The organism is Acidimicrobiales bacterium, from assembly GCA_035547835.1.
Lineage (GTDB): Bacteria > Actinomycetota > Acidimicrobiia > Acidimicrobiales > Iamiaceae > DASZTW01.
The window spans coordinates 173,395-190,563 of the sequence record DASZTW010000001.1 but is presented as its reverse complement, the minus strand read 5'-3'; the positions used below and the strand labels follow the sequence as shown (position 1 = coordinate 190,563).

Below are 17,169 nucleotides of genomic sequence, written 5' to 3'. Positions count from 1 at the left end.
GGGATACATTGTCACCGATGGCCCCCACCCGACAACGCTCGTTCCGCTGGTCGCAGGAGACGCTCGCCGCGCTCGACCAGCGGGCGCGCGAGCGCGGCGAGCCGGGCAGCCGGTTGGCCGAGCGCCTCGTCGACGAGGGCCTTCGAATGGAGGAGCATCCAGGCATCGTCTTCCGCGACGGTCCCACCGGTCGGCGAGCCGCGCTCGCCGTGGGCCCAGATGTCTGGGAGCTGGTGCGGTTCGTCAAGGGGCTCGACATGACCGGTGAGCGGGCAGTTGCTGCGACGTGTCGGGCGCTCGATTTGTCGACGGCGCAGGTCGAGACGGCGCTGCGCTACTACGCCGATCACCCAGGTGAGATCGACGATCGCATCCGCCTCGACGAGGAGCGGGCCGAGCGGGCCGAAGCGGCGTGGAAGCGCCGTCATTCGCTGCTCGGGTGAAAGCACTTCTGGATGAGATGATCCCGTTGGCGATCGCACGACAGCTCCGCGATCGGGGCCGTGACGTCGTGGCCGTGGCGGAGCGACCCGATCTGCGATCGCTGTCCGACCGTGAGGTCTTCGCGTTCGCCCAAGTCGAAGGCCGGGCCGTGGTGACACGTGACCGGGCTGACTACCTGGAGCTCGATCGCGAGCACCGCGCCACCGGGCAGACACACGCCGGGCTGGTACTGATCTCGAATCGCTTCGCACCCGCGGCGGTCGGCCCCCTGGTGCGGGCGCTCGACTCGTTCCTCGCCGGCGAGCACCCCTATCCCGGTTTCGTGCACTGGCTTTGACCAGCGCGGCGCCCGCTACGCCCCGTACGGGCTACGCCCAGTAGTTGGGGGTGTCGCCGGTGATGGTGATGTCGTGGGGGTGCGACTCGCGCAGGCCGGCGTTGGTGATGCGCACGAACCGGGCGTTGGTGCGAAGGTCGTCGACCGTCGCGGTGCCGCAATAACCCATGGCGGCTCGGAGGCCGCCCACCAGTTGGTACAGCACGTTGGAGATCGGGCCTTTGTACGCCGTGCGGCCCTCGATGCCCTCGGGCACGAGCTTGTCTTCCTCGGCGACGTCGCCTTGGAAGTAGCGGTCCTTGGAGAACGAGCGGGCCTTCATCGCGCCCATCGACCCCATGCCCCGGTACTCCTTGAAGCGCTCGCCCTGGTGGAACACCACTTCGCCGGGCGACTCGTCGACGCCGGCGAGCAGCGACCCGCACATCACCGTGCTCGCGCCTGCGGCGATGGCCTTCGCCACGTCGCCCGATTGCTGCAGGCCGCCGTCGGCGATCACCGGGATGCCGTGGCGGGCTGCCGCGGTGGCGCAGTCGTAGATCGCCGTGAGCTGCGGCACCCCAACGCCTGCCACCACCCGGGTTGTACAGATCGAGTTGTGCACGATGGCGTTGTTGGCGATGAAGCTGTGGGTTGGGCAGTCGACCTCGATGTCGTACACGGGCACGGCGGTGTTGAGCTCGCGCCGCTCGAGGACCTTCACCACGCCGTGTGCGTCGATCAGGCGCTTGTGATGCATGCGGTTGAGGCGTGCGCGGAAGCTCGGTAGGCAGTCTTCGTCGTTGACGCCCTCGAGCCCACCCGCGGACGGGTGCTCCAGGTGGACGTTGGGGAAGCTGCCGTGGAGGAGCGCGCAGAGCAACGCGAACAGCTCCACCAACTCGGAGGAGGTGTTGCCAAAGCAGACCCGGCCGTCGCTGGCGATGTAGCCGTCGCTTGCAAGCAGACCTTGGTAGACACCTTCGAGATAGGGCGGGCTCTCGCAAAGCAGGTGAGGCGGGAGATGCTTGGCGTCGCGCTTGCCCAGCGTTGCGAAGAAGCGCGCCCACGGCAGCGAGTAGAGGTGGATCTCGATGACATTGCGCACGCGGGGTCCGATCACCGGTCGCTTGCCGGTGACCGCCTCGACGGCATCGCACAGCTGAGTTGCGAGATCTTCCTCATGGCCCCCGAAGTACCACGACACCCTGCCGATCTGGCTGTTGCGCACCGTGTTCAAGAACGCATGCCCGTCGCCGAGGAAGGTGCCGATCATGAACCCGAGCTCGAAGGAGTCCTCGACGACTGTCGGGCCCGTCAGACGGCTCTCGCGGATGGCGTAGTCGCGCAGGTCCACCCGGACGTGCAAAGGAAGCTCGAGCTCGAGGTAGCGGGGCAATAGGAAGACGTCGCGGTCGACATCGGCGACTTCTTTCCAGTGAAGCTTCGCCTTGCCAAGCCGCGTTGGTTGCTCCAGCACGCGGGCGTAGCCACGCGACGCAACCGACGCTGGGCTCGTGGTCGACAGATCCCCAACCCAGAATCGGTGGTCCGGCGTGACGACGGTCTCCGTTGGCCAAGCGGTGTGACGCACGGCCATCACCTCGCGTACGCCGGTGCACCAAGCACGTAGGACCGTCACAGGCGTGCCGTGCATGTTGAGCACGCGATCGCCCGGTTTGATCGACTCGATGTTCTGGTACGTGCCGTTGGCCATCAAGACCCGGGTTCCAGCGGCGAAGCATCCAGGTCCGACACCGGCCTTCACGCCGTCGGCGCCGACTCCGGCGAGCGCGTCGACCGCGTCGCCGGTGGCGACGTTTCCGGCCACCACGTCGACCGCCACGTGGTTCTTCACTTCCTTGACCACGTCGAGCACGCCTTGGCTGTGGCCGTGCGCCGTGTCGACCACCAGCACGTCGGCGCCGGCGGCCACCAGTGCCTCGGCCCGCTCGATCGCGTCGGGGCCGACGCCGACGGCGGCGCCCACTCGGAGGCGGCCGCGCTCGTCGAGCGTGGCGAGCGGGTAGTCGGTGGACTTGGTGATGTCCTTGATGGTGATCAGGCCGCGGAGCACGCCGCCGTCGTCGACGATCGGGAGCTTCTCGATGCGGTGCTCGCGCAGCACCGCTTTGGCCTCTTCGAGCGTGGTGCCGAGCTTGGCGGTGTGCAGCGGCAGCGGTCGCATCACGTCGGCCACGACCTGGCTGTCGTCTTCGATCCAGCGCAGGTCGCGGTTGGTGAGCAGACCGACCAGCCGGCCACCTTCGTCGGTGATCGGCACGCCCGAGATGTGATAGCGGGCCATGATCGCCAGGCAGTCGCGCACCAGCGCGGTGGGCGGCAACGTGACGGGGTCGGTGATCATGCCGGACTGGCTGCGCTTCACCCGGTCGACTTCCGCCACCTGGTCGGGGATCGACAAGTTGCGGTGCACGATGCCGATGCCGCCGGCGCGGGCCATGGCGATCGCGAGGCGCGACTCGGTGACGGTGTCCATCGCCGCCGACACGATGGGGATCGCGAGCTCGATGTTGGGCGTGAGGCGCGTGCGCGTGTCGACGTGGGCCGGCAACACGCTGGAGGCCGCCGGGACGAGCAGCACGTCATCGAAGGTGAGACCCACCTTGGCGAACTTCTCGGGGTAGCCACCGTCGTCGAGTGGCTCGGGGAACGGACCGGTTGACGCCTCCATGGGTGGATCCTAGTCGGGCGCCGCCTCGACTCCAGGTGGCATCGCGCGCAGCTCGTCACCGGTCGCGTGCTGCGCCGGTGTGCTTCCCGGTGCGTGGCAGCGCCCGGAACTAGCCTCTGCAGGCATGGCGACGCTCTCGTTCGAAGGTGAGACCCACGGCGAGCTGGTCGTGAAGGTCCGCCGCTGGCTCGCTTCGGTCGAAGGTCAAAAGGCCGGTTCGCTCACGCCGACCGAAGCCGTGGTCCAAGGCGCGGAGCTCACCAAGGAAGCGTTGCGCGTGATCGCCGCGGCCGCACCCGAGCCGATCGCGCAGAACGAAGTCGTCAAAGCGCTGACCAGCGCCGGCTACAAGGTGACCGACACCGCCAAGGACGCGTTGGTCGACAGCCTTGACAGCGTCGAGGAGCTCACCGGCGGCAGCGTGTTGAAGATGGCCCGCGACGCGCGGCGGTCCGCGATGTACCAGATGAACTCGGCCATCGCGAAGCAGGTCCTGCGAGCGTTGCGCGGGTAAGGGCTCGAGCGGGTTTCGCCATGGTCGATTGTCCGCGCGAGACCTGAGCGCGGCGCCGCATGCCCAATCCCACTCTCACCGGACGGCTGCTCGTCGCGACCCCGGCGCTCGAGGACCCGAACTTCCATCGCACCATCGTCTTGTTGTTGGCTCACAGCCCGGCGGGCGCGCTGGGACTCGTGCTCAACCGGCCGAGCCACGGCGATGTCGAGGAGTTCGTGCCGGCTTGGGGGCAGGTCGCGTCGACGCCGGCGCGCATGTTCTTCGGCGGGCCAGTCGGCATGAGCTCCGTCATCGGGTTGGGGAGATCGGCGACACCGGTCCCTCCCGATGACGACGGTCCGTTCACCCCGCTGCTGGGTTCGGTCGGCACTCTCGACCTGCACCGGGCGCCGGAGGAGATCGGCGTGGCGCTCGACGGCGTACGGCTCTTCGCCGGTTCGGCGGGCTGGGGCGCGGGTCAGCTCGAGGACGAGATCGAGTTCGGGTCCTGGTTCGTGGTCGACGCCGAGGAAGGTGACGTGTTCACCGACGAGCCCGGCGACTTGTGGCGAACGGTCCTGCGGCGCCAGCCCGGACCGATGGCCTGGTACGCCAACGCCGAAGGCGACCCGCGGTTCAACTGACTTCGGCCGGGTCGCTCAGCGGGCGTAGGCAGCGGCGAGCGCGGCGATGGCCGCGGCCTCGTACTCGCGCGCAGATGGCACCAGCCGCGTGAACGCGAACGAGGGATGGACGTGCCCTTCGAGGTGGGTGTGCTCGACCGGCACGCCGGCGGCGCGCAGCCGTTCCGCGTACACGCGGCCGTCGTCGCGCAGCGGGTCGTAGCCGCACGTGAGGATCCACGCGGGCGCCAGGCCGGACAGGTCGGGGGCGTGGAACGGCGACGCGTACGGCTCACGCATCTGCGCTTCGGGGTCCGGCAGGTACGCATCGCGGTAGCGCAGCATGGCTTCGTAGTCGAGCAGGTAGCCCGCCGGGGTCGACCGCACCGACGGCTGCTCCATCGTGAGGTCGGTGGCCGGCACGTCGAGCCACTGGTGGCACAGCGCGGGCCCGGAGCGGTCGCGAGCCATGAGGCACACGACGGCCGCCAGGTTGGCGCCCGCCGACTCGCCGCCCACCGACACCCGCGCCGGGTCGACGCCGAGCTCGCCGGCGTGGTCGACGAGCCACGTGAGCGCGGCGTAGCAGTCCTCCGGCGGCGTGGGGTATTGGTTCTCGGGCGCCATCCGGTAGTCGACCGACGCCACCGCGCAGGTCGCACCCGACGCGATCGCCCGGCAGCGCGGGTCGCGTTCCTCGAGGGTGCCGGCGCACCAGCCGCCGCCGTGGAAGAACACGTGCAAGGGGAGCGGGCCCGGCGCGGGGGGCCGGTGGATGCGGACGGTGATCTGGCCGCCGGCCACGGGGACCATCTGATCCTGCGAGGTGACCGACCGGTCGCCGAGGCGCATCACGATGCCGTGGAACCGGCGGGCGACGCCCGCCGACTCGATGCGCTGCTGGGTCATCGTCTGCCCGTGGTCGCGCTCGGATCGGTCGACCGTGTTGAGCAACTTCACGATGGGGCGAACTCGTGGGTCGAGTGGCATGGGCTGGCTCCCGTTGGGTGGCAGGGCCGGTGGGCGGCGCGGTGGACTACGAGCGGGTGGTCAGCTTCTCACCTGGCGGCCGGGGTGGGAGGCTGCGGGGATGGAGGACGGGCCTACAGCGACCGGCGGCTACCACCTCACGCCCGCCGAGCTCCACGATCGGGGGCAGGCCACCCTCGAGTGGATCGTGCGGTACCTGGAGCAGGTCGAGGATCTGCCGGTCGGCTCGCGTGTGGCGCCGGGCGACGTGCGCGCCGCGTTGCCGGCGCACGCCCCCGAGCACCCCGAACCCTTCGACGAGGTGCTCGCCGACCTCGACCGGGTGATCGTGCCGGGTCTCACCCACTGGCAATCGCCCAACTTCTTCGGGTACTTCCCCGCGAACTCGTCAGGTCCCGGCGTGTTGGGCGACCTCGTGTCGAGCGCGCTCGGCGTCAACGGGATGTTGTGGGCCACCAGCCCGGCGTGCACGGAGCTCGAGACGCTGGTGCTCGACTGGCTGGTCGACGCGCTCGCCCTGCCCGACCGGTTCCGGTCGACCGCCCCCGACGGTGGGCCGGGCGCCGGCGGCGGCGTGATCCAGGACTCGGCGTCGTCGGCCACGTTGTGCGCCGTCGTCGCCGCTCGCGAGCGGGCGTTGGCGCGCCACGACCGGGCGACGATCGCGGAGCTCGACGTGTTCGCGTCCGACCAGGCGCACTCGTCGTTCTACAAAGGCGCGCGCATCGCCGGCTTCCGGCCCTCGCAGATCCACTTGGTGCCGTCGTCGGCGGTCGACGCGCACGCGATGTCGGCCGACGCCCTCGACGAGATGGTGGTCGCCTCGGCGCGCGCGGGGCGGGTGCCGTGCTTCGTGATGGCCACCGCGGGCACCACGTCCTCGCTCGCGTTCGACCCGGTCGGCGCCATCGGTGACGTCGCCGCGCGGCACGGCATGTGGCTCCATGTCGACGCCGCCATGGCCGGCTCGGCTGCCGTCGCACCGGAGCTCCGCTGGGTCAACGACGGTGTGGAGGCCGCCGACAGCTACGCGTTCAACCCGCACAAGTGGTTGTTCACCAACTTCGACTGCGACTGCTTCTGGGTGGCCGACCGCAACGCCCTGATCGACGCGCTGTCGGTCACTCCCGAATACCTCCGCAACGACGCGACCAGCGGTGGCGAGGTGATCGACTACCGCGACTGGCAGATCCCCCTCGGGCGTCGGTTCCGTTCGCTGAAGCTGTGGTTCGTGCTGCGGTCCTATGGGTTGGAAGGGCTGCGGTATCACGTGCGGCGCCACGTCGAGCTGACCAAGGGCTTCGCGGCGCGGGTGCTCGACGACCCACGCTTCGAGCTGGCCGCACCACCCGCGCTGAGTCTCGTCTGCCTGCGCCACGTGGCCGGCGACGAGGTCACGGCGCGGCTGCTCGCCGACGCGAACGCCACTGGCCGGGTGCTGCTCACCCACACCCGCCTCGACGGCCGGTACGTGATCCGGGCCTCGATCGGCCAGACCCACACCGAGGCCCGCCACGTCGACGCGCTGTGGGACCTGCTCGACTCGCTTGCGCCTCCGGCCGAGGGATAAGACGGGCGCGTGTCGACACCGTCGCGGCGCCGAGCGCGCCTGCAACCCGACGTGCTCGCGGTCATCAGCGCCGGCGGCATGCTCGGAGCGTCGGCCCGTTACGGGATTGCCCGGTGGCTCCCCACCGCACACGACGCCTTCCCCTGGGCCACGTTCTGGACGAACCTGTCGGGCAGCTTCGCGCTCGGGTTGTTCCTCGTGTTGGTGCTCGAGCGGTTCCCGCCGTCGCGCTACCTGCGACCGTTCGTGGCCACCGGCATCATCGGCGCGTTCACCACCATGTCCACGTACGAAGTCGAGACCGCGCTGCTGCTCGAGGACGGCCACCTGGCCACCGGGTTGCTGTACGGCCTGGGCTCGCTCGCCGCGGGACTCGTCCTCGCGTATGCCGGCGTCGCTGCCGGCCGTCTGTACCCCGCCCACCATCGGGAGGCCCCATGAAACTCGAAGGGCGACAGCAACGGCTCACCATCTACCTCGGTGAGTCGGACCGCCATGGCCACACGCCGCTGGCCACCGAGATCGTGCAGCGCGCCCACGCCGCGGGGCTCGCCGGCGCGTCGGTGTTCCGCGGTGTGGAGGGCTACGGCGCGTCGAACCACATCCACACCACGCGCATCTTGTCCCTGTCCGACGACCTGCCCATCGCCGTGGTCATCGTCGACCGGCCCGAGGCCATCGACGCGTTCTTGCCGCAGCTCAACGAGCTGATCACCGAAGGCCTCGTGACCGTGGAAGACGTCCACGTCTCGAGATACGTCGGGCGAGGGATGGAGGAGTGACCGGTGGGGCCTGGGTCGGATTCCTGATCGCGGCGGGACTCGGCGCGCCCGCCCGCTACGTGCTCGACGGCTGGGTGCAGGGGCGCTCGTCCGGCGGGTTCCCGTGGGGGACGTTCGTGGTGAACGTGTCGGGTTGCTTCGTGCTCGGGCTGCTGACCGGGCTCGCGATGTACCACGGCTTGAGCGCCTCGTGGAAGACGATGCTCGGCACTGGCGGCATCGGGGCGTACACCACGTTCTCCACGTTCACGTTCGAGACGGTGCGCCTCGCTGAAGAGGGCGCGGCGATCGAGGCGGTCACCAACGCGGCCGCCAGCTTCGTCGTCGGCCTGGCGGCTGCCGCGGCCGGCATCGCGCTCGCCGGGCTGTGAGCTCTTGGCACACCCCGGCACGGTGTAACCAGTGCCTGCGTCCCTGGGCCGAGCACTAGCCTCGTCCGGTGCCTGAAGTGGAGATCGGACTGGGGAAAGACGCGCGCCAGGGCTACGACTTGGCCGACGTGGCGATCGTCCCGGGCCGCCGCACCCGCGACACCGACATCGTCGACCTCACCTGGGAGCTCGACGCGTTCCGGTTCGACCTCCCGCTGCTGACCACGCCACTCGACGGGATCGTCAGCCCGGCGACCGCGGTCGCGATCGGCGAGCTCGGCGGCGTGGGCGTACTCGACCTCGAGGGGTTGTGGACACGCCACGACGACCCGCAGCCGCTCATCGACCAGCTGCTCGAGCTGCCGGAGGGTCAGGCCACCGCCCGCCTCCAGGAGTTGTACGCCGAGCCGATCAAGCCGGGCCTGGTGCGTGACCGGATCAAGGAGATCCGCAAGGCGGGTGTGGTCTCCTGTGGCGCGGTCACCCCGCAGCGCACGGTCGATCTCGCCGATGTGATCGTCAAGGCCGAACTCGACCTGGTGATCATCCACGGCACCGTCGTGTCCGCGGAGCACGTGACAGCCCCCGACGACGAGCCGCTGAACCTGAAGACGTTCGTGCGACGCCTCGACATCCCGGTCGTCGTGGGCGGCGCCACGAGCTACCAGGGGGCGCTGCACCTGATGCGCACCGGCGCGGCCGGCGTGTTGGTGGGATCGGCCGGCGCCAACGACGCCCACACCGCGGCGACGCTCGGCATCGGCGTGCCACAGGCCACGGCCATCGCCGATGTCCGCGCCGCACGGATGCGCCACCTCGACGAGACCGGCGTGTACGTGCAAGTGATCGCGGCCGGACCGATGGAGACCGGTGGCGACATCGCCAAAGCCGTCGCGGTGGGCGCCGACGGCGTGATGCTCGGGCCGCCGCTCGCCGCGTCGGACACGCCGGGCCGCGGCACGCTGTGGCCCCAGACCGCCTGGCACGGCCACCTGCCACGGGGCACCCTGCACCGCCGCGAGCCGGCCGGGACGTTGGAGCAGGTGCTGGTCGGTCCTGGGACCGAAGGCGAAGGCCGCACCAACATCATGGGGGCGTTGCGGGCGGCGATGGCGATGTCGGGCTTCGAGTCGCTCAAGCAGCTCCAAAAGGCCGAGCTGGTCGTCCGCGCCTGACCTGGTGAACTTCGGAGACTTGCGGGGTCACCGGCCCCACAACGTTGCGAAAGTCGGGGAGCGGGTGTCGTGGGCCGGGTGGGCGCGGGGCTAGCTTTTGGTATGACCGCTGCCCCGGACGACCTCCAGGACCGTCCCGTCCTCGTCGTCGACTTCGGCGCCCAGTACGCGCAGCTCATCGCCCGCCGTGTCCGTGAGGCGCGGGTGTACTCCGAGATCGTCCCGGCCTCGATCACCGCCGCCGAGTTGGCGGCGCGCAACCCCGCTGGCGTGATCTTCTCGGGCGGCCCGGCTTCGGTGCACGTCGAGGGAGCACCCCTGATCGACGCCGGCGTGTACGACCTCGACGTGCCGATCCTCGGCATCTGCTACGGCGCGCAGCTGATCGCGTTGCAGCTCGGCGGCGAAGTGGCCCGCACCGGGCGTGGAGAGTACGGGCGGACCGAGGTCACCCTCACCGAGCCCGACGCGCTGCTCTTCGGAGGTGACCAGCCCGTCACCCAACCGGTGTGGATGAGCCACTTCGACGCGATCGTCACCGCACCCGACGGCTTCGAGGTCACCGCCACCTCGGCCGACGCGCCGGTCGCGGCCATGCAGCAAGTCGAGCGGCGCATCCACGCCGTGCAGTACCACCCCGAAGTGGTGCACACACCCCATGGCCAAGAAGTGCTCGAGCACTTCTTGTTCGCGGTCTGCGACTGCGATCCGAGCTGGACGATGTCATCGGTCATCGAGTCGTCGGTCGACGCGATCCGGGCCCAGGTGGGCGACGGTCGCGCCATCTGCGGCCTGTCGGGCGGGGTCGACTCCGCCGTGGCCGCAGCCCTGGTGCACAAGGCCATCGGCGCGCAGCTCACCTGCGTGTTCGTCGACACCGGTCTGATGCGCAGGGACGAAGGCGACCAAGTGGTCGACACGTTCCGCCGCCACCAAGGCATCGAGCTGATCCACGAGCGGGCCGCCGACCGCTTCTTCGAGCGGCTCGAGGGGATCAGCGACCCCGAAGAGAAGCGCAAGGCGATCGGCGAGACGTTCATCAGGGTCTTCGAGGATGCGGCTGGGGGCGTCACCGACGCGCGGTTCCTGGTGCAAGGCACGCTGTATCCCGACGTGATCGAGTCCGGTGGCAGCGAAGGCTCCTCGACCATCAAGAGCCACCACAACGTCGGCGGGCTCCCCGACGACATGGAGTTCGAGCTGGTCGAGCCGTTGCGCAGCTTGTTCAAAGACGAAGTGCGCAAGGTCGGCACCGAGCTCGGGCTGCCCGACGAGATCGTGTGGCGCCAGCCGTTCCCCGGACCCGGCCTCGGCGTGCGGATCATCGGTGAGGTCACCCGGGAGCGGGTGGCGCTGTTGCAGCACGCCGACGCGATCGTGCGCGAGGAGATCCACCGCGCCGGCCTCGAACGGGAGATCTGGCAGGCGTTCGCCGTGTTGCCCGACATCCGCTCGGTGGGCGTGATGGGCGACGAGCGGACGTACGCGTATCCGATCATCATCCGGGCCGTCACGTCCGAGGACGCCATGACCGCCGATTGGGCACGCCTGCCCTACGAGCTGCTCGAGCGCATGTCGAGCCGCATCATCAACGAGGTCGACGGCGTCAACCGGGTGGCATACGACGTGACGTCCAAACCGCCGGGCACCATCGAGTGGGAGTGACCGCTTCGCGGTGATCGGTGGGCGGAGCGGACGTCACGTCTCCGACACGTGTCTCCCGCTCTTGGCGGCTCCGCCGCCGGGCCGCTCGGGCCCTTGGTCCAAACCGCCGGGCACCATCGAGTGGGAGTGACCGCTTCGCGGTGATCGGTGGGCGGAGCGGACCTCCGCGGCGCGCGGGGAAGCAGCGCCGTAGCCTGAGGACATGGACGCGATCGCGGTGCGCGGGCTCGTCAAGCGATTCGGGCGCGTGACCGCCCTCGATGGGCTCGACCTGCAAGTGCGCCGCGGCGAGGTGCACGGGTTCCTGGGTCCCAACGGCTCCGGGAAGTCGACCACGATTCGGGTGCTGCTGGGCTTGTTGCGCCATGACGGCGGTGACGTGCACCTCCTCGAGGGTGACCCGTGGCGTGACGCTGTGGCGCTCCACCGCCGGCTGGCTTACGTGCCAGGTGAAGTCGAGCTGTGGCCGAACTTGAGCGGCGGTGAGGTGATCGACCTGCTCGGTTCGCTGCGGGGAGGGCTCGACGAGCAGCGACGCGCCGAGCTGCTCGACTCGTTCGCCCTCGACCCCACCAAGAAGTGCCGCACGTACTCGAAAGGCAACCGGCAGAAGGTCGCGCTGGTGGCCGCGCTGGCGTCGCAAGTCGAGTTGTACCTGCTCGACGAACCGACGTCCGGGCTCGATCCCCTCATGGAGGCCACCTTCCAGAGCGAAGTCCGCAAGTTGGCCGACGCCGGACGCACCGTGCTGCTGTCGAGCCACATCCTCGCCGAGGTCGAGGCGCTCTGTCACCGGGTCACGATCATCCGCGACGGTCGCACGGTCGATTCCGGGACGCTGGCCGAGCTGCGGCACCTGACGCGGACCGAGATCGTGGTGGACGTCACCGGCGACCCGTCGCGACTCGGTGATCTCGAGGGTGTCCACAACCTGCGAGTCGACGGCACGACGGCCACGTTCCAAGCCGACAGCAGTCGGCTCGACGAGGTCGTCCGGTCGGTGGCCTCGCTCGGCGTCCGTTCGCTCACCAGCCACCCCCCGACGCTCGAGGAGCTGTTCCTCCGCCACTACGGCGGCACGGCTCACGCCGGCGACAGGGCCGGGGCTGACCCGCGAACCGCGGACGATCTGGTCGGCGAACGCCCATGATCCAGGCGGCCGGCGTCGAACGCCTGGCGGTCTTCATGGCGCGTCGCGATCGGGTGCGACTCACGATCTGGGTGGTCGGACTGGCGGCGATGACGTTGGTGACCGCGGTCAGCGTCAAGGGGTTGTATCCCGACGCCGCTTCGCTGCGGCAGGCCGCGGACGCTGCCAATGGGAGCACCGCGGCGATCGCGCTGCAAGCGCCGGCCCACGGCATCGACACGCTCGGCGGTCGCACCGTGTTCGAACTCGGCGCCTTCGGATTCATCACCGTGGCGCTCATGAACATCTTGTTGGTGGTGCGCCACACCCGAGGCGAGGAAGAGCAGGGCCGGGCTGAGCTGATCCGGTCCGCAGCGGTCGGTCGTGACGCAGCGCTGGCCGCGTCACTCGTGGTTGCACTCGGCGCCGACCTCGCCTTCGCCGCCCTCAACGCGTTGTTGTTGATCGCAGTGGGGCTTCCGGTCGTGGGGTCGGTCACGTTCAGCTTGGCGCTTGCCGCCGTCGGGCTGGTGTTCGCTGCCGTGGCGGCGGTGGCCGCGCAGGTGACGGAGCACGCTCGTGCAGCCGGGGCCGTCGCGGCCGCCGTGCTGGTGCTCGCGTATGTGTTGCGCGCCGTGGGCGACGTCGGAAGTGGTGCGCTGTCGTGGGCGTCGCCGATCGGCTGGGGCCAGTACACCCGGGCTTACGCCGGTGACGTGTGGTGGACGTTGGCCCTGCCCGTCGGCGTCACGGTCATGCTCTTCGCCGGGGCGATCGCGCTGGCCGGTCGCCGCGACGTGGGCGCCGGGATGTGGTCGGTGCGGCCCGGGCGGCAGCGGGCAGCGCGCTCGTTGCTCCGCCCGCTCGGGCTGGCCGTGCGGCTCGATCGGGCGACCGTGGCCGGTTGGACGGTCGGGTTGTTCGTCGGCGGCGTCACGTACGGCTCGGTTGGCAAGGACATCGGCAAGTACGTCGGCGACAACCCGCAGCTCAGGCGGTTCTTCGAGCAGGGCGGCGCCGGCAAGCTGGTCGACCTCTACTTCGCCACCACGCTCGGGATGCTGGCCTTGGTGGCCGCCGGGTTCACGCTGCAGGCCATGTTGCGCATCCGCAACGAGGAGACGTCGAACCGCGGCGAGCTCACCCTTGCCACCGAGGTGACTCGACGCCAGTGGCTGGCGAGCCACGTGGTGGTCGCACTGGTCGGTTCTGCGCTCGTCGCGGTGGCCACTGGCCTCGGTGCGGGACTCGCGTACGGCTTGTCGATCCACGATCTGGGCCAAGTGCCCCGCCTCACGGCGGCCGCGGCCGCGCAGATCCCGGCGCTGTGGGTCTTGGCCGCCGTAGCCGCGTTGCTGATCGGTTGGCTCCCCCGGGCGGTCAACGCCGTCTGGGGTGTGCTGGCGGTGCTGATCGTCATCGGGGTGTTCGGCGACATGCTGCGCTTACCCCAACTCCTGCGCGATGTCTCGCCGTTCGCGCCCACCTCCCACGTCCCATCGGCCGCCATGCCCTACGGGGCTGCGATCGTGCTGTGCGTGGTGGCGGTGGTGGGCCTCGCAGCCGGCGCGGTGGGCCTTGCACGGCGCGACATCGGGTGAGCGGTCGGCCGTCTCGGATCGGCCGTTCGGCAGCGATCCAGGGTGTCGGAGGGCGCCGGTAGGGTGAGCGGGATGGCTTCCCCTGGCGACGTTCCGGCCGCGTCGGTTCCCCCGGCGGAGCCGGGGTCGGACCTGCTCGAGGGTCTCAACCCGAGCCAGCTCGACGCCGTCACCCACCCATCCGGGCCGGTGCTGGTCGTGGCCGGCGCGGGGTCGGGCAAGACGCGGGTGCTCACCAACCGCATCGCGTGGTTGATCCAGACCCAACACGTGTCGCCGTTCGAGATCCTCGCCATCACGTTCACCAACAAGGCGGCCGGCGAGATGAAGGAGCGGGTCGGCAAGCTGATCGGCCCGGTCGCCAACAAGATGTGGGTCTCGACCTTCCATTCGGCGTGCGTCCGGATCCTGCGGCGCGACGCCGACCGGCTCGGCTTCCCGAAATCGTTCACGATCTACGACCAGGCTGACGCTCAGCGCCTCGTCGGCTATGTGCTGCGCGACCTCAACGTCGACACCAAACGCTTCCCGGCGCGGTCGGTCCACAGCACGATCTCCGCCGCCAAGAACGACCACGTCACCGTCGAGCAGTTCCTCGAGCGGGCCACCCACGTGTTCGAGCGGCGCATCGGTGAGGTGTACCGCGAGTACCAGGCTCGCCTGTTGCGCGCCGGCGCCATGGACTTCGACGACCTGCTCCTCAACACGGTCGAGCTGTTCCGCCAGCACCCCGATGTGCTCGGCCACTACCAGGAACGCTTTCGGCACGTGCTCGTCGACGAGTACCAGGACACCAACCGCGTCCAGAACGAGCTCGTCCTCCAGCTCGGCGCCCAGCACCACAACGTCTTCGTGGTCGGCGACGCAGACCAGTGCCTCCCGCCGGAAACTCGCATCTCGACCACGGCCGGCGAAAAACCGATCGCCGAGATCCGCGTGGGAGATGTCGTGCTCGGAGCTGCCGGCGGCGCTCGTGTCTCCCGGGGCGTCGTCACCTACGTGAAGCGCAGCCACCACGTGGGCCGGTTGTTCCGGGTCCGCGTGGGCGGGCACACACTGGTCGGAACATCGGAGCACGTGGTGCCCGCTCGGGCCGATGCGGGCACCAGTTCTGAGCAAGACGATCTGACCCGCGCCGGCGCGCCCGTGGAGCTGACCATGTTCGGCGACACCGACGGGATGCACACCGTACGAGGTCCCGGGCGATCAGGGGCCTCGCTGCGGCGTCCGCTTGGCGCCTGTTCCGGGCGTGGGTCTGTGGTGCTCGAACGAGGGGTCTCCGGTGGTGCCGCCGAGTCGACGCTGGACCTGTTTGCGGACTACGGCGAGGCCCGCGCCTTCGCCCGTCAACTCGACCCTCAGTCAGGCGATGGCGTCACGCGGCGCACCCGCGTCGACGGTGTGGTGTACGACGACATGCCGTTGTCGCAGTTGCGGCCGGGGATGCGGCTGCTCGCATGCGAGGGCGACCGGATGGTCGAGGTCGCCGTGGATGAGATCGACTTCGGGTCGTACGACGGTCCGGTCTACGACCTCGAAGTCGAGCCGACCCACAGTTACTTCGCGAACGATCTGCTGGTCCACAACAGCATTTATCGGTTCAGGGGTGCCGACATCCGCAACATCACGGAGTTCGAGGAAGCGTTCCCCGACACCACGGTGATCGTGCTCGACCAGAACTACCGGTCGACGCAGAACATCCTCGACGCCGCCAACGCCGTGATCGCCAACAACGCCTCGCGCAAGCCGAAGGAGCTGTGGAGCGACCGGGGTGAGGGCAACGCGATCGTTCGCTTCCACGCGGACGACGAGTCCGACGAAGCTCAGTGGGTGGCGAACCGCATCAACCACCTCCACGACGAGGAGGGGTTGCGCTGGGGCGACATCGCGATCTTCTACCGCACCAACGCGCAGAGCCGTGTGCTGGAAGAAGCGCTGTTTCGCGCCGGTGTGCCGTACAAGGTGATCGGTGGTACCCGGTTCTATGACCGGCGCGAGGTGAAGGACGCGATCGCGTACGTCCATGCCGTCGTGAATCCCGCCGACGAGGTGTCGGTCAAGCGCGTGCTCAACGTGCCGAAGCGGGGGGTGGGCGACACCACCGTGGGTCGCCTCGACGCCTGGGCGCGGGCGCACGGCCACACTTTCTTCGAGGCCCTTCGCAATGCCGAGGGAGCGGGCGTCACCGGCCGCGCCGTGCGAGGGATCGAGGAGTTCTTGTCGCTCGTCGACGGTCTGCGTGAGGTGGTCGGCAACGGGCCGGGCGCGCTGCTGCAGGCGATCCTCGACCGCTCCGGGTACGTGGCGGAACTGCAGGCCGAGCACTCGGTGGAGGCGGACAGCCGCCTCGAGAACCTGGCCGAGCTGATCGGCGTGGCGCAGGAGTTCGACACGGTCGACGAGTTCCTCGAGCAGGTGAGCCTGGTAGCCGACACCGACCAGCTTCCCGAAGCCTCCGATGTCGGCGGCGACACCACCAACACGGTCCTCATGACCATGCACGCCGCCAAGGGCCTGGAGTTCCCGGCCACCTTCGTGATCGGCATGGAAGAAGGGGTGTTCCCGCATCTGCGGGCGATCACCGAACCCGACGAGCTCGAAGAAGAGCGCCGCTTGGCCTACGTCGGCATCACCCGCGCGCAGATGTGGCTCCACTTGTCGCACGCGTGGTGCCGCACGTTGTACGGGTCCACCCAGTACAACCCACCCAGCCGCTTCCTCGATGAGATCCCCGACAACCTCGTCTACCACGTCGAAGGCAACCGCCGCCCCTCGCGAGGGGGAGGCTCCTACGGCGCTCGGAGCCCGGCCCAGGCACGGGGCGGCTCGTGGTCGGAGCAGCAGGGGTGGCGCACGGGTCGTGGCATCGACCGTCACGGCGGGGGCGACGACTCCGGTTCCGGCGCACCCACCGGGACCACCTTCGGTCGCGGTGACGCCGACGCGGGCCGCGACCGGCGCAAAGCGCGCTTGGAGCGGATCCGGGCGGAGCGCCGAGGCGAGGAGCCGGGCGGGCGGATCTACGGCGCCCGCGAGCGGATCGTCGACGCGGCCATCGAGGCCGGGTCGTCGCGCCCCGACCCGCGCCACGGAGCCGGGGGCGGTGCCGATCTCGAGCCAGGCGACGACGTCCACCACGCCACTTGGGGCGACGGTGTGGTGCTCGACGTCCGCGGCCACGGCGATCAAGCCGAGGCCACGATCCGCTTTCCCGAGGTGGGTGAGAAAGTCCTCTTGCTGGCCTGGGCCCCGGTCGAGAAGCGCTGATCCGACCCTGGTCGGCAACTGGGGCGGCCGGCGCCGCGGCCCGCG

At 69.8% G+C, this 17,169-nt stretch carries 15 protein-coding genes; 13 read left to right on the top strand and 2 right to left on the bottom strand.

The genetic code is table 11. From position 1 onward, the window contains the following. The first annotated feature begins 17 nt into the window (after positions 1–17). Both VHA73_00825 and VHA73_00820 read left to right on the top strand, forming a co-directional pair. Complete coding sequence (locus tag VHA73_00825; protein HVX16549.1) at positions 18–443, top strand: hypothetical protein; 426 nt, start codon at positions 18–20, stop codon at positions 441–443. Further along, positions 440–781 (top strand): DUF5615 family PIN-like protein, encoded by a 342-nt coding sequence (locus VHA73_00820; protein ID HVX16548.1) that lies wholly within the window; start codon positions 440–442, stop codon positions 779–781. Before VHA73_00825 ends, VHA73_00820 begins: the two co-directional genes overlap by 4 nt. Positions 782–812: 31 nt before the next feature. On the opposite strand, the gene VHA73_00815 is transcribed toward VHA73_00820, so the two are convergent. Then, complete coding sequence (locus VHA73_00815) at positions 813–3,455, bottom strand: IMP dehydrogenase (protein ID HVX16547.1); 2,643 nt, start codon at positions 3,453–3,455, stop codon at positions 813–815. A gap of 124 nt (positions 3,456–3,579) precedes the next feature. On the opposite strand from VHA73_00815, the gene VHA73_00810 reads away from it, so the two are divergent. Both VHA73_00810 and VHA73_00805 read left to right on the top strand, forming a co-directional pair. Then, positions 3,580–3,969, top strand: coding sequence for a hypothetical protein (locus VHA73_00810; GenBank protein HVX16546.1), 390 nt, complete (start codon positions 3,580–3,582; stop codon positions 3,967–3,969). A gap of 59 nt (positions 3,970–4,028) precedes the next feature. Beyond that, the gene (locus tag VHA73_00805; protein ID HVX16545.1) at positions 4,029–4,595 is read left to right on the top strand and encodes a YqgE/AlgH family protein; all 567 of its coding nucleotides are present in this window, start codon (positions 4,029–4,031) and stop codon (positions 4,593–4,595) included. 15 nt (positions 4,596–4,610) lie between these two features. Here the strand turns inward: VHA73_00805 and VHA73_00800 are convergent, their stop codons facing one another. Further along, the gene (locus VHA73_00800; GenBank protein ID HVX16544.1) at positions 4,611–5,564 is read right to left on the bottom strand and encodes an alpha/beta hydrolase; all 954 of its coding nucleotides are present in this window, start codon (positions 5,562–5,564) and stop codon (positions 4,611–4,613) included. A 100-nt stretch (positions 5,565–5,664) separates the two neighbouring features. On the opposite strand from VHA73_00800, the gene VHA73_00795 reads away from it, so the two are divergent. The 9 genes from VHA73_00795 (at position 5,665) to VHA73_00755 (ending at position 17,124) form a co-directional block, all read left to right on the top strand. Further along, complete coding sequence (locus VHA73_00795; protein ID HVX16543.1) at positions 5,665–7,134, top strand: pyridoxal-dependent decarboxylase; 1,470 nt, start codon at positions 5,665–5,667, stop codon at positions 7,132–7,134. Positions 7,135–7,143: 9 nt separating this feature from the next. Continuing rightward, complete coding sequence (crcB, locus tag VHA73_00790) at positions 7,144–7,575, top strand: fluoride efflux transporter CrcB (GenBank protein ID HVX16542.1); 432 nt, start codon at positions 7,144–7,146, stop codon at positions 7,573–7,575. Next, positions 7,572–7,916 (top strand): DUF190 domain-containing protein, encoded by a 345-nt coding sequence (locus VHA73_00785; protein ID HVX16541.1) that lies wholly within the window; start codon positions 7,572–7,574, stop codon positions 7,914–7,916. Before crcB (VHA73_00790) ends, VHA73_00785 begins: the two co-directional genes overlap by 4 nt. Then, positions 7,913–8,287 (top strand): fluoride efflux transporter CrcB, encoded by a 375-nt coding sequence (crcB, locus tag VHA73_00780; protein HVX16540.1) that lies wholly within the window; start codon positions 7,913–7,915, stop codon positions 8,285–8,287. Before VHA73_00785 ends, crcB (VHA73_00780) begins: the two co-directional genes overlap by 4 nt. Before the next feature lie 68 nt (positions 8,288–8,355). Continuing rightward, on the top strand, positions 8,356–9,462 hold the full coding sequence (locus VHA73_00775; protein HVX16539.1) for a GuaB3 family IMP dehydrogenase-related protein: 1,107 nt from the start codon (positions 8,356–8,358) through the stop codon (positions 9,460–9,462). A gap of 102 nt (positions 9,463–9,564) precedes the next feature. Continuing rightward, positions 9,565–11,127 carry a glutamine-hydrolyzing GMP synthase gene (gene guaA, locus VHA73_00770; protein HVX16538.1) on the top strand — a complete coding sequence of 521 codons (1,563 nt, stop codon included), beginning with the start codon at positions 9,565–9,567 and terminating at the stop codon, positions 11,125–11,127. 202 nt (positions 11,128–11,329) lie between these two features. Further along, positions 11,330–12,277: an ABC transporter ATP-binding protein gene (locus VHA73_00765; GenBank protein ID HVX16537.1), complete on the top strand. Its 948-nt coding sequence runs from the start codon at positions 11,330–11,332 to the stop codon at positions 12,275–12,277. Further along, positions 12,274–13,857 (top strand): hypothetical protein, encoded by a 1,584-nt coding sequence (locus tag VHA73_00760; GenBank protein ID HVX16536.1) that lies wholly within the window; start codon positions 12,274–12,276, stop codon positions 13,855–13,857. The genes VHA73_00765 and VHA73_00760 overlap by 4 nt, the downstream gene beginning before the upstream one ends. 72 nt (positions 13,858–13,929) lie before the next feature. Then, positions 13,930–17,124, top strand: coding sequence for a UvrD-helicase domain-containing protein (locus VHA73_00755; protein HVX16535.1), 3,195 nt, complete (start codon positions 13,930–13,932; stop codon positions 17,122–17,124). The last annotated feature ends 45 nt before the right edge of the window (positions 17,125–17,169 follow it).